This is a genomic window from Modestobacter lacusdianchii (assembly GCF_054177765.1).
On sequence record NZ_JBJJTJ010000010.1, the window covers coordinates 67,631 to 79,441 of the forward strand.

The 11,811-nt window shown below is 75.9% G+C and carries 12 protein-coding genes; 8 read left to right on the plus strand and 4 right to left on the minus strand.

The features are described 5' to 3' along the window. The first annotated feature begins 11 nt into the window (after positions 1 to 11). Complete coding sequence (locus ACJTNH_RS09455) at positions 12 to 1,016, plus strand: DUF2332 domain-containing protein (RefSeq protein WP_458174934.1); 1,005 nt, start codon at positions 12 to 14, stop codon at positions 1,014 to 1,016. A 66-nt stretch (positions 1,017 to 1,082) separates the two neighbouring features. Here the strand turns inward: ACJTNH_RS09455 and ACJTNH_RS09460 are convergent, their stop codons facing one another. Beyond that, positions 1,083 to 2,345: a glutathionylspermidine synthase family protein gene (locus tag ACJTNH_RS09460; protein ID WP_458174936.1), complete on the minus strand. Its 1,263-nt coding sequence runs from the start codon at positions 2,343 to 2,345 to the stop codon at positions 1,083 to 1,085. Then, on the minus strand, positions 2,342 to 2,770 hold the full coding sequence (locus ACJTNH_RS09465; RefSeq protein WP_458174938.1) for a hypothetical protein: 429 nt from the start codon (positions 2,768 to 2,770) through the stop codon (positions 2,342 to 2,344). The genes ACJTNH_RS09460 and ACJTNH_RS09465 overlap by 4 nt, the downstream gene beginning before the upstream one ends. A gap of 184 nt (positions 2,771 to 2,954) precedes the next feature. Between ACJTNH_RS09465 and ACJTNH_RS09470 the strand changes: the two genes are divergently transcribed. Both ACJTNH_RS09470 and ACJTNH_RS09475 read left to right on the plus strand, forming a co-directional pair. Continuing rightward, positions 2,955 to 3,437, plus strand: a complete 483-nt coding sequence (locus tag ACJTNH_RS09470; protein WP_458174940.1) for a hypothetical protein — start codon at positions 2,955 to 2,957, stop codon at positions 3,435 to 3,437. Positions 3,438 to 3,707: 270 nt separating this feature from the next. Then, entirely contained in the window at positions 3,708 to 4,661 is a 954-nt protein-coding gene (locus ACJTNH_RS09475; RefSeq protein ID WP_458174942.1) for an EamA family transporter, read from the plus strand. 89 nt (positions 4,662 to 4,750) lie between these two features. Here ACJTNH_RS09475 and ACJTNH_RS09480 read toward each other — a convergent pair whose 3' ends face one another. Continuing rightward, positions 4,751 to 5,149 (minus strand): DUF2237 family protein, encoded by a 399-nt coding sequence (locus ACJTNH_RS09480; RefSeq protein ID WP_458174944.1) that lies wholly within the window; start codon positions 5,147 to 5,149, stop codon positions 4,751 to 4,753. Positions 5,150 to 5,251: 102 nt separating this feature from the next. Between ACJTNH_RS09480 and ACJTNH_RS09485 the strand changes: the two genes are divergently transcribed. The 4 genes from ACJTNH_RS09485 (at position 5,252) to ACJTNH_RS09500 (ending at position 9,643) form a co-directional block, all read left to right on the plus strand. Further along, the gene (locus tag ACJTNH_RS09485) at positions 5,252 to 6,166 is read left to right on the plus strand and encodes an NAD(P)H-binding protein (protein WP_458174946.1); all 915 of its coding nucleotides are present in this window, start codon (positions 5,252 to 5,254) and stop codon (positions 6,164 to 6,166) included. After that, complete coding sequence (locus ACJTNH_RS09490; RefSeq protein WP_458174948.1) at positions 6,163 to 6,957, plus strand: CPBP family intramembrane glutamic endopeptidase; 795 nt, start codon at positions 6,163 to 6,165, stop codon at positions 6,955 to 6,957. Before ACJTNH_RS09485 ends, ACJTNH_RS09490 begins: the two co-directional genes overlap by 4 nt. A gap of 95 nt (positions 6,958 to 7,052) precedes the next feature. After that, positions 7,053 to 8,285, plus strand: coding sequence for an amidase (locus ACJTNH_RS09495; protein WP_458174950.1), 1,233 nt, complete (start codon positions 7,053 to 7,055; stop codon positions 8,283 to 8,285). Positions 8,286 to 8,380: 95 nt separating this feature from the next. Further along, positions 8,381 to 9,643 (plus strand): acyl-CoA dehydrogenase family protein, encoded by a 1,263-nt coding sequence (locus ACJTNH_RS09500; protein ID WP_458174952.1) that lies wholly within the window; start codon positions 8,381 to 8,383, stop codon positions 9,641 to 9,643. Between the two features lie 6 nt (positions 9,644 to 9,649). On the opposite strand, the gene ACJTNH_RS09505 is transcribed toward ACJTNH_RS09500, so the two are convergent. Continuing rightward, complete coding sequence (locus ACJTNH_RS09505; protein WP_458174954.1) at positions 9,650 to 10,570, minus strand: polysaccharide deacetylase family protein; 921 nt, start codon at positions 10,568 to 10,570, stop codon at positions 9,650 to 9,652. Between the two features lie 191 nt (positions 10,571 to 10,761). Between ACJTNH_RS09505 and ACJTNH_RS09510 the strand changes: the two genes are divergently transcribed. Further along, positions 10,762 to 11,805, plus strand: a complete 1,044-nt coding sequence (locus ACJTNH_RS09510) for a heparan-alpha-glucosaminide N-acetyltransferase domain-containing protein (RefSeq protein WP_458174956.1) — start codon at positions 10,762 to 10,764, stop codon at positions 11,803 to 11,805. Positions 11,806 to 11,811 lie beyond the last annotated feature (6 nt).

Below are 11,811 nucleotides of genomic sequence, written 5' to 3' on the forward strand. Positions count from 1 at the left end.
GGGGAGGCGGCGTGCGCGCGCTGGACGAGGAGCTGACCGACCTGGCCGACCACTACCGGTGGTTCGCCGCGGTCGAGGCCGCACCGGTCTCACCGCGGTACGCCGAGCTCGCCGCGGCGGTCGCCGAGGACGGCGATGTGCTGGCCTTCCTCCGCACCCTGCCGAGGCCCAAGCGGCAGGCCAACCTGCTGCTCGGCGCGCTGCAGTACCTGCACGACGGCCCGCCGGCCGACGGCGCGCAGTTGCGCGACCGGGTGCTCGGCGACGCCGACCGGCTGCGCGCCACGATGCTCGCCCGGGCCACCCAGACCAACGAGGCGGCCCGCTGCACGGCCCTGCTGCCGGTGCTCGCGACGATGCCGGGGTCGCTGGCGCTGATCGAGGTCGGCGCGTCGGCCGGGCTCTGCCTGTACCCCGACCGGTACGGCTACGAGTACCCCGGCGGCGCCCGGGTCGGGCCGTCCGACAGCCCGGTGCAGCTGCGGTGCACGGTCTCGGGCCGCGGCCCGGTGCCGGTCGGGGTGCCGCAGGTGGTGCGGCGGGCCGGGATCGACCTCAACCCGCTGGACCCGGCCGACCCCGACACCGTCGCCTGGCTCAGTGCGCTCGTCTGGCCCGGCATGGAGGAGCGCCGCGACCGGCTCACCGCCGCGGCGGCCGTTGCCGCCCGCGAGCCCGCCGAGATCGTCCAGGGCGACCTGGTGGCGGAGCTGTCGGGGCTGGTCACCCGCATGCCCGCGGAGGCGACCGTCGTCGTGTTCCACACCGCGGTGCTCGCCTACCTGCCGGCCGAGGCGAAGGAGGCGTTCACCGAGCTGGTCACCGGGCTGCCGGTGCGGTGGGTCTCGCAGGAGGGCGTGCCCGTGCTGCCCGCCGTGCGGAGCCGGCTGTCCGAGCCGCCGGCGCCGGAGGAGTCGCGGTTCGTGCTGGCCCTGGACGGGGAGCCGCTGGCCTACACCGCCCCGCACGGCGGCTCGATCGACTGGCTCCCGGCCGCGGCGGCCCTGGCGGGTTGACCGTCGGCGGATGGCTGCCCCGCTCGCCGACGCAGCCGACCACGAGCCGACGCTCGACTCCGGGCGTCAGGCCGACCAGGTGGTGTTCGGCGGCCGGACGAAGTCGATCGTGTGCGGGACGAAGAAGGACAGGTCGTCGGTGATCAGGCCGTCGGACTCCCGGATGCCCAGGCCCGCCGCCTCGCCGTCCACCACCCAGGCGCCCAGCACCGGGTGGTGCGGGCCGTCGGGGCCGGCGAAGTCGGGCAGCGCGCACAGCTGCTGCACCACCCAGCCCTCCGCGCCGTACTGCCCGCCCAGGGACGCCAGCACCTCACCGCCGGGGGCCACCAGCTCGACGTTGTTGCCCTCGCGGCCGAACAGCGGCTTGCGGGCGAAACCGGTGGCGCGCAGCTCCTCGGCCCGCGGGTCGTCGGCGAAGAACGAGGGCAGCAGGTGCCGCGAGATCACCGGGTCGTGCTCGTAGCGCTGCCAGAGCACCGGCAGCAGGCCCTTGTTCGACCAGAGCATCTTCCAGATCGGCTCGACCCACGTCGTCCCGTCGGGGTCGCGGACGTCGGCGATCACCGAGGGGCCGTACTCGTCCTGGAGCAGCCACTCCCAGGGGTAGAGCTTGAAGACGACGTCGATCCGGTCGCCCTTCGGGTCGTAGAACCGGGCGTCGCCGGTGTCCAGCCCGATCTCCTCGGTGGTCAGCACCACCGTCTCGTAGCCGGCCCGCTGCACCGTGTCGGCCAGGTAGGCCACGGTCATCCAGTCCTCGCCGCTGCGGTCGCCGTTGGTCCAGGCCAGGTGCACCTTCGGGCGGCGGCGGTGCTGGGCCTCCCAGCGGGACAGGTTGCGGCGCCAGGCCTCCACCAGCCGGTCGTCGAGCTGGTTCCACTGGTCCTTGCCCTGGCCGGTCTCCAGGTGCCAGGCCCACTGCACGACCGCTGCCTCGACCAGCGAGGTCGGGGTGTCGGCGTTGAACTCCAGCAGCCGGGGGTGCGCCGTGCCGTCCCACCACAGGTCGAACCGGCCGTAGACGCTCGGCGGCTCGTGCTCCCAGGTGGCCCGGATGACGTCGCGGGCGTCGCGCGGGATGCGCATCCGGTCCAGCAACCGCTCGTCGGACAAGGCCAGCTCCCCGGCCTCCACGCAGGCGGCGAACAGCTGGTCGGTGGTCTCGGCCAGCCGGTCGATCTCGGCGCCCGTGAAGTCGTAGAAGACGTCCTCGCGCCAGTAGGAGCGGGTGTCCCCGCCGGGCACCGTCGTCTTGTTGTAGACCAGGCCCTGGCTCTCGATCTCGGCCTCCCAGCCGAGCCGGGCCGTGCCGTAGAGGCGCCTCACGACCCGCCGCTGCCGCCGCCGACCCGGCCGGAGCCGATGCCGCCGGAGATGCGGGTGCCCGAGCTCACCCGGCCGGTGCCGGGCAGGCCGTTGCGGGAGCGGGCGCTGGTGTCCGAGGGGTTCACCCGGGTGGCCGGGCCGGTGTACTGGCTGGGGATCGTCTGCCCGACCGAGTAGCGGTTGCCGCCGAAGCCGCCGAGCAGGAAGAAGAAGGGCACCCCGCCGACGAAGCCGCCGTTGCGCTCTGCCTCCTCGCACTGCTCCTCGTCGACGACCTGGTCCTGCTCGTCGACGCAGTAGACGGTGCGGGCCTCCTGGTCGTCGTCGCCCTCGACGCCGCAGGCCGACAGGAAGCCCATGGCGGCGCCGGTCAGGCTGACCGTCCCGATCGCGGCCTTCACCCGGTTGCTCCTCGACGTGGTCACCGTCTCGCTCCTCACCTGGGCGTCCCGCGGGTACGGACCCGCACATGCTGTCGGACCCGCGTGAGCGGTGCACACCCACCCCCGCGCGTCCATCTTCACAGGCCCCGCCCAGTCCGTGCCGCCGGCGCCCACAGCCGGGGCGTCGAGGGTCTCGGGTGCAGACCCCCGAGCCCGAGGAGCACCGATGAGCGAGCCCACCCGCCCCGGCGACGCCGAGCCGGGGCCAGGCGTCCCGGCGCGCCAGGAGACCCGCCCGTCCCCGGCCGCCGCGGCGGACGCCCCGACCGTGCAGTCGGCGGACGCCGGTGCGTCGACCGCCCGGCGGCGGCCGGGCAGGGCCGCCGTGCTCACCGGGCTGGCCGGCGCCGGGCTGCTGGCCGTGGGTGTCGTCGTCGGCGTGCTGGTCGGCCAGGCGACCGCCGGGACGGCGACGGCGGACACCGGCTCGTCGACCGGTCAGACCGCGCCCGGCGGCACCGTGCCGGACGGCAGCTCCGGCTACGGCACGCTCCCGGACGGCGACCTGCCCGGCGGTCGGGGCGTGCCGCCGGGTGGGATGGGCGGCCTCGGTGGCACCGCCCCCGACGGGAGCACCGACGACGGCAGCCCGGACGACGGGACCGCGAACGAGGGCGACGGCTCCTCCTCGACCACGCTGGACAGCTGACCAGCGGCACCGATGAGTTCCCCGCGACCGGGGCGTCTGAGCTGCTGAAGGGCCGACCACGGCCCCACTCACCGAGGCACCAGCTTCGCCGACCCGGACGGCAACGTCTGGGAGACGGTGTGGATGGACCCCACCGCGCAGAGCTGACCCGCACGCCGAGTGGCGAGCCGTGCACGTCTGCGCCGAGCGCGAGAGGTGCACAGCTCACCACTCGGCGGCGGCGGCCGATGAGTAGGTGGCTAAACGGTGATCACCCGCTACGTTGACGGGGTGTCTGCCCGCCGCCCCGCCGTGGGCCACCTGCTCACCCTGGCCGCGGCCGGTGTCTTCGCGATCAACGGCACGGTCTCCACGCTGGCGCTGCAGGCGGGGGTCGAGCCGACCCGGCTGACCGCACTGCGCTGCACCGGCGCGGCGATCGCCCTGCTGCTGGCCCTCGCCGTCGTGGCCCCGCGCCGGCTGCGGCTGCGGCGGCAGGACGTCCCGCTCGTCGCACTGCTGGGCGTGGTCGGCATCGCGGCCACCCAGTTCCTCTTCTACACCGCCATCGACGACCGGCTGCCCGTCGGCATCGCCCTGGTGTTCGAGATGACCGCGCCGGTGTTCATCGCGCTCTACGTGTGGCTGGTCCGCCGGGAGCAGGTCCGCAACCGGCTGTGGTGGGCCCTCGCCCTCTCGCTGTCGGGCCTGGTGCTGGTCGCCGAGGTCTGGTCCGGCGGCGGGTCGCTCGACCCGCTCGGCGTCGCCGTGGCCCTGGCCGCCGCGATCTGCCTGGCCACGTACTACCTGGTGGGTGAGCGCAGCGCCGCCGGCCTCGACCCGATGGCGGTGACCGCCTGGAGCTTCGCGGCGGCCGCGGTGTTCTGGGCGATCGCGGCGCCGTGGTGGCAGTTCGACACCGGCGTCCTGACCGAGCGGGTGCCGGTCTCCGTGGGCAGTGCCCAGCTGCCGCTGTGGGTGCTCGTGAGCTGGATCGCCGTGCTGGGCGCCGCGCTGCCCTTCTGGCTGTCGCTGGCCGCGCTGCGGCACCTGCCACCGACCACGGCCGGGATCGTGGCCACGGCCGAGCCGGTGCTGGCGGCGATCGTGGCCTGGCTGTGGGTCGAGCAGGTGCTCACGCCCTGGCAGGTCGCCGGTGGGGCCGTCGTCCTGACCGGGATCGTGCTGGCCCAGACCGCCCGGGCGCCGGCGCCCGCCCCAGTGCCGGAGACCGTGCCCAGCTGAGCTCGGCGCAGCCGGAGGTCCGGCTCGCCGGGGTGCGCAGGCCGGCGACCCGCCGCTCGGCGGCGGTGATCGGGAAGTGCGCGGGCAGGTCAGAGCGAGGAGGGGTCGTCCGGGACGTCGACCGCCTGGGAGCGCAGCGCCTCCAGCGGCACCACCTGCAGCGCGCGGGCGTTGGTCGCCGCCAGCACCACCCCGGCCGGCACCCCGGCCTGGAACGCCTGCAGCCAGCGGACGGCGACCACGCACCAGCGGTCGCCCGGCCGCAGCCCCGGGAAGCCGTACTCGGGGCGGGGGGTGGTCAGGTCGTTGCCCAGCTCCCGCTGCATCTCCAGGAACTCCGCGGAGACGACGGTGCAGACGGTGTGGCTGCCCCGGTCCTCCGGGCCGCTGGTGCACGAGCCGTCGCGGGTGAAACCGGTCATCGGGTCGGTGCCGCACGGCTCGAGAGGCCCGCCCAGCACGTTCCGCTCGTCGCGGGGGGCGGTCATCCCCTGATCCTGCCGCGCCGGCCCGGCCCGCGCGCCCCGGCGACGGTCCGATCGTGCACGGCCGAGTCGCGCGCCCACGCCGCGACGACCAGGGTGGGGCACGTGCGAGTACTGGTCACCGGGGCGTCGGGGTTCGTCGGCAGCAGGCTGTGCACGGCGCTGGAGGAGGCCGGGCACGAGGTGCGGGCGATGACCCGGCACCCGGACACGTACCCCGGGGCGGGCACCCCGGTGCAGGGAGACGTCGGCGACGAGTCCTCGCTGCGGGGCGCGCTGGCCGACTGCGCGGCGGCCTACTACCTGGTGCACTCGCTGGACTCTGCGGACTTCCAGGAGAAGGACGCCGCGGCTGCCCGGTCCTTCGCCCGGGCCGCGGCCGACGCCGGGGTGGGGCGGATCGTCTACCTGGGCGGGCTCGGCGACGACTCCGACGACCTGTCCCCGCACCTGCGCAGCCGGCGCCAGGTCGAGCACCTGCTGGGTGAGACCGGGGTGCCGGTCACCGTGCTGCGGGCCGGCATCGTGATCGGCCACGGCGGGGTCTCCTGGGAGATGACCCGCCAGCTGGTCGCGCACCTGCCGGCCATGATCACGCCGCGCTGGGTGCACACCCGCACCCAGCCGATCGCGGTCGCCGACGTCGTCCGGTACCTGGTGGGGGTGCTCGAGGCGCCGGAGGCCGAGGGCCGGGTGTTCGAGGTCGGTGGCCCCGAGGTGCTCGAGTACCTGGAGATGCTCACCCGGCTGGCGGAGATCCAGGGCCGGCGGATGCTGATCGTGCCGGTGCCGCTGCTGACCCCCCACCTGTCCTCCCGGTGGCTGTCGCTGGTCACCGACGTCGACCTGCAGACCGGGCGGTCGCTGATCGACTCGATGACCAACGAGGTCGTGGTGCGCGACGACGCGATCCGCGCGGTCGTCCCGTTCGAGCCGATGAGCTACGACGACGCGGTGCTCACCGCCCTGGGCGAACGGGCCCGGGAACGGCGGGCGGCGCGCGAGGGGCGGGGCCGGTGACCCGCGCCCGACGGCGGCTGGGGCAGGCCCTGGTCTCCGACGCGGGGCTCACCCGGCTGCTGGCGCGGGCGCCGTCCTGGCTGGTGGACAAGGTGCCCCGCGACCACCGGGAGTCCGACGCCGCGTTCCGCCGCCGCCGCCGGGTGACCGGGGCGGTCTCGGTGCTGGGGGCCGGGCTGCTGGGCGTCTCGCTGTCCCGCCGGCCGAACTCGCCGTCGTTCTACGCGCTCACCCTGGGCGTCGCCGCGACCTGGGCGGCCGGCGGGGTGGCCTCCGGGCCGCTGCACCTGGGCTGGGTGCAGACCCCGAGGGCCACCCTGCGCCGTCCGCTGCTGACCCCGGTGGTCGCCGGGGCCGGGGCGTTCGGGCTGTTCTACGGCGCCGCCCTGGTGGCCAAGCGCATCCCGCCGCTGGACGCCGCGGTCACCCGGGTGCTGCGGTACGCCCAGCAGGGCAACCCGGGCATGGTGACGGCGACGACGTTGGCCAACGGGGTCGCCGAGGAGGTGTTCTTCCGGGGCGCGCTGTACGCCGCGGTCGGGGTCGAGCACCCGGTGCTGAAGTCCTCGGCCGTCTACTCGCTGGCCACCGTGGCCACCCGCAACCCGGCGCTGGTGCTCGCGTCGGTGCCGATGGGGCTGCTGTTCGCGCTGCAGCGCCGGGCCAGCGGCGGCATCCAGGCCCCGGTGATCTCGCACGTGACCTGGTCGGTGCTGATGCTGCGGTACCTGCCACCGCTGTTCGCCGACGAGCCGTCGGTCGACGACCCGAGCCCGGCCCAGCCCGCCTGACCTGCCGCGCGCGGCTGGGCTGACGGGAGGCCGTGCGGATGGCAGGCTCCGCCCGTGACCGCGCAGACCTCCCGTCCCCGAGCCCGGGCGTGGCGGTGAGCGCCCACCGCCGGCAGGAGGTGCTGGCCGCGACCAACGCCGTGGTCACGGTGGTCGACCCGCCGCTGCCGCACGCCCCCGAGGGTCCGCTGGCCGGCCTGCGCATGGGGTTGAAGGACAACATCGACACCGCCGGGGTGCGCACCACCTGCGGGTCGGCGCACTTCGCCGACCGGGTGCCCACCGACGACGCCGAGGTGGTCACCCGGCTGGTCGACGCCGGCGCGCAGGTGGTGGCCAAGACCAACCTCAGCGAGTTCGCCGTGGGGCTGACCTCGCAGAACTCCGCGGCCGGCCCGTGCCGCAACCCCTGGGACCTCGCGCGCATCCCCGGCGGGTCCAGCGGCGGCAGTGCGGCCGCGGTCGCCGCCGGGCTGGTCGACGTGGCCGTGGGCACCGACACCGGCGGGTCGGTGCGCGTGCCGGCCGCGGCGTGCGGGGTGACCGGGCTGCGGCCGGGCGGGTCGGTCGTCCCGCAGGCGGGCACCTTCCCGGTCTGCGAGCTGGTCGACGCCGTCGGCCCGATCGCCCGGGACGTGCAGCTGGTGGCCCGCACGTTCGCGGTGCTCGCCGGCCGCCCGGTGCGCGAGCCCGTCCCCGCGCGGCCGGCGCGGATCGGGCTGCCGGCGCACTGGTACGGCGAGATCGACGCCGGCGTCGAGGAGGTCGTCGCGGCGGCGGCGCAGGTGTTCGCCGACGGCGGCGCCGAGCTGGTGCCGGTCGAGGTGCCGGGCATCTGCTCGGCCCAGGACGTGCTCTACACGATCGTCTACGCCGGTATGGCCGACCTGCACGAGGCGCGGCTGGCCGCCCCGCACCTGTTCCACCCCGACACGCTCGCCCGGGTGCGGGTCGGCACCGGGGTCACCGAGGGCGACCGGGCGGAGGCGCTCGAGGCCCGGGCGGAGTTCCAGCGGGGCCTGGACGAGGTCTTCGCCGGCGTCGACGTGTTGCTCACCCCCACGCTGCCGGTCGACGTCCCGCTGGCGGCGACGGACGACGACGTCCTGGCCCTCACCCGGCGACTGGCCCTGCTCACCGCGCCCTGGTCGTTGCACGCCGGCCCCACGCTGGCGCTGCCGGTGGGCCGGCACCCGCTCTCCGGGATGCCGGTCGGGGCGCAGCTGACCGCGCCGGCAGGCGGCGAGGACCGGCTGCTCGACGCCGGCGCCTGGTTCCAGCAGCGCACCCCCTGGCACGCGCAGCGGCCGCCGTGCTCCGTCGACTGAACCGGTGTCGTCTTGATCACTCAGGGGTGCGTCCGCCGCCCCGTGCCTGGACAGTGAGCGGACCGGACCGCTGACGTTCCAGGAGGCCTGCGACGATGACGTCGACCGCCCGCCGCACCGCGACCCCCGACCAGCCCTGGCCGCCCGAGCCGCCGGCGCTGCTCCCGCCGTGGCACACGCCCGCCCGTGCGGCGCTGCAGGAGCAGGCCCGCCGGTTCGCGATGGACGAGGTGCTGCCGGTCGCGGACGAGCTGGACCCGCAGAAGGGCGAGATCCCGCAGCACCTGCTCGAGCGACTGGGCGAGCTGGGGTGGTTCGGCATCACCGTCCCGGCGGACGATGGCGGGCTGGGGCTCGGCGTCTTCGAGTACTGCATGGTCAGCGAGGAGCTGGCCCGGGCGTGGATGAGCGTGGCCAGCATCCTGGCCCGTTCGCAGGGCATGGGCACGGCGGTGGCCGACCCGGCGCGCCGTCGCGAGCTGCTGCGCCGCAGCGCCGGCGGCTCGTGGATCGGCGCGGTGGCGCTGTCGGAGCCGGAGGCGGGCTCGGACCTGGCGAACGTGCAGACCCGCGCGGTGCTCGAGGGCGACGAGTGGGTGGTCACCGGTCACAAGCGCTGGTGCGGCAACGCGAAGGCCGCCGACTTCATCCAGGTGCTGGTGCGGGTGGCCGACCCGCAGCCGGGGGAGTCCCGGTCGCGCGGGCTGCGGAACCTGCTGCTGGTCAAGGAGCGTGGCTCGTTCCCGCCGGGGCTGTCCGGCTACGCCATCGACAAGGTCGGCTACCACGGCTTCCTGACCTGGGACCTCACCTTCGACCGGGTGCGCATCCCGGCCGGGGACCTGATCGTCGCCCCCGGCGAGGGCGGCACGGACGGCGCGGACTCCGGCGCCGGCTTCCGGGAGGCGCAGGCGTTCCTGAACACCGCCCGGGTGCACACCGCGGCCCGCGCCGTCGGCCTGGCCCGCGCCGCGGTCGAGGACTGCACGCTGTACCTGCAGGAACGGGCGCAGTTCGGCCACCCGATCGGTGACTTCCAGGCGCTGCGCTTCGCCCTCGCCGAGATGGCCGCCGAGGTGGAGCAGTCGCGGGCGTTCTACCGGCAGGTCGCCCACCTGCTCGACGAGGGGCTGCCCTGCGAGCGGGAGGCGGCGATGGTGAAGCTGCAGGCCACCGAGATGGCGGTGCGGGTGACCAACCAGGCGATGCAGCTGCACGGCGGCAACGGCTACACCACCGAGCGGCAGGTCGAGCGGCACTGGCGCGACGCCCGGCTGACCACCATCTTCGAGGGCACCAGCGAGATCCAGAAGCGGATCATCAGCAACCGGCTGCTGCCCCGCAGCCCGCTGGGCTGACCGGCCTCAGGCGGTCCCGACGGGGAGGCCGGCCGCCGTCAGCGTGCGGACGGCGGCCTCCCGGTCGGCCGCGGCCAGCAGCCGGCCGGCGCTGGTCAGGGTGATCCCCCGGTCGGCGATCCGGCGCAGCGCGTCGGGCAGTGCCCGGACCTCCACCTCGCGGCGCGCGGCCAGGTCGGCGGCGAAGGCCGTCCCGGGCTGGAAGGTGCCCCGGCCCAGCCCGTCGTGCAGGCAGACGACGTCCCCGGGCCGGACGGTGCGGGCCAGGTGGGTGCTGACCACGTCGGTGGTCCCGGTGCCGTCCGGGCCGCGGGTGCACGACCAGATCCACACGTCGTAGCCGAGCTCGGCGCACACCCGCAGGCCGTAGCCGGTCAGCTTGCCGCGGGGCGGCCGGAAGCCGGTCAGGGGCCGGCCGGTGATCGCCCCGACCTCGTCGGCGCAGCGGACGATCTCGGTGCGGGTCTCGGCGACGGTGAGGCCGGTCTGGTCCCGGTGGCTCCACGAGTGGTTGCCGAGCTCGTGCCCGGCCGCGACGATCTCGCGCAGCAGGCCGGGGTGGGCGACGGCGTTGGAGCCCATCACGTAGAACGTGGCGGTGACCCCGGCGGCGGCCAGGGCCGCCAGCACCCGGGGCGTGTACTCGGGGGTGGGGCCGTCGTCGAAGGTGAGCGCGGCCAGCGGCCGTTCCACCGGCAGCGACCAGACCACCCGGGGTGCGCCGAAGCGGCCGGGTTCCTCCCACACCTCCGGGAACGCGGCGCCGACCCCCTGCCCCGACGTCCCGTCGGCCGGCACACGGGGTGCCGGGACCAGGCCCTTCGCGCCGGACACCGCCTCGGCGGTGGCCGCCGAGCCGAGTCCGATGGCCAGGCCGGTCGCGCCGGCGCCCAGCAGGAAGCGCCGCCGGCTGGTGCTCCCCGCCATCCGTCGCTCCTCGTCTCGCTGCCGGGCCGGGTCCCGGGCGGGAGCAGGCGGTACGCGGGTCGGCCCGCTCGGTCGGCGGACGCTAACCCACCCCGACGGCGCCGGGCGGTGCGTGCCTGGGCGTGTCGTCCGTCCGGGGGAGGGAGCGCGCTCGGCAGGCGCGCCGGCGTGGGCCGCCTTAGCGTGGCTGCGTGACCAGCCAGCTGGTGGCACCACCGCGTACGGCCGAGGTGGCGCGCCCCCCGGCCGCGCCGCTCCGGCTGCGCGGGGTCGACGCGCTGCGCGGGCTGGCCGTGGTCGGGATGCTCGCGGTGGACAACCGCGGCAACGACTCGATCACCCCGCAGCTGCAGCACACCGACTGGGACGGGCTGCACCTGGCCGACGTCGTCTTCCCGGTCTTCCTGCTGGTCGTCGGCGTCTCGATGCCCTTCTCCCGGCGGGCCGCCCGGCCGCGAGACGTGCTGACCCGGGTGCTGAAGCTGACGCTGCTGGGCTGGCTGGTGGTGACCGCCAAGTACGGTCCGGGCGTCGTCGGCGCCGGGGTGCTGGGGCACATCGCCGGGGCCTACCTGCTGTGCTGGCTGCTGCTGCGCCTGCCGCGGGCGGCCCAGCCCGTCGCGGCCGCCGCGGTGCTGGCCGGGCTCACCGTGGCCAGCCGGGTCGCCGGGGCGGCGCCGGACCGGTCGTGGGGGCACGTCGTCGACGGGGCGCTCGGGCTGCCGTTCTCGGCCGAAGCTCCGCACTCCTACCTGGGCAGCGCGGTCACCGTCTACCTGGGGGTGCTCGCCGGCCGGGCGCTCCAGCGGGCCCCGGGGCGGCCCGCGCTGGTGCGGCTGGCCGGTGGCGGGGCCGCGGTGCTGGCCGCCGGGCTCGCGCTCGCCCCGCTCGTGCCGGTGAACAAGCGGCTGTGGTCGCCGTCGTTCGTGCTGGTCACCGCCGGGATCGCGCTGCTGGCGCTGGCCGCGGTGCACTGGCTGGCCGACCAGCGGGGCGTGCGGCGCCCGCTGCGGCCGGCCGAGGTGCTGGGGGCCAACGCGATCGTGGCGTTCGTCTTCTCCGAGCTGGTCTTCCGCGCGGCGCTCGGCGGCACGGTGCAGCCCGCCGTCGACGGGTGGGTCAGCTCGGTGGCCGGGGCGACCGCCTCGGCCTGGCTGTACCCGGCGGTGTCGGTCACGGTGATCTGGGCGGTGTGCGCGGTGCTGCTCCGTCGCGGTGTCGTCGTCCGGGTCTGACCGCGC

Bases quoted from the DNA above. Each gene is read 5' to 3' on its own strand.
- ACJTNH_RS09470 (WP_458174940.1), top strand. From the start codon at position 2,955: ATGAGCGAGCCCACCCGCCCCGGCGACGCCGAGCCGGGGCCAGGCGTC.
- ACJTNH_RS09480 (WP_458174944.1), bottom strand. From the start codon at position 5,149: ATGACCGCCCCCCGCGACGAGCGGAACGTGCTGGGCGGGCCTCTCGAG.
- ACJTNH_RS09500 (WP_458174952.1), top strand. From the start codon at position 8,381: ATGACGTCGACCGCCCGCCGCACCGCGACCCCCGACCAGCCCTGGCCG.
- ACJTNH_RS09505 (WP_458174954.1), bottom strand. From the start codon at position 10,570: ATGGCGGGGAGCACCAGCCGGCGGCGCTTCCTGCTGGGCGCCGGCGCG.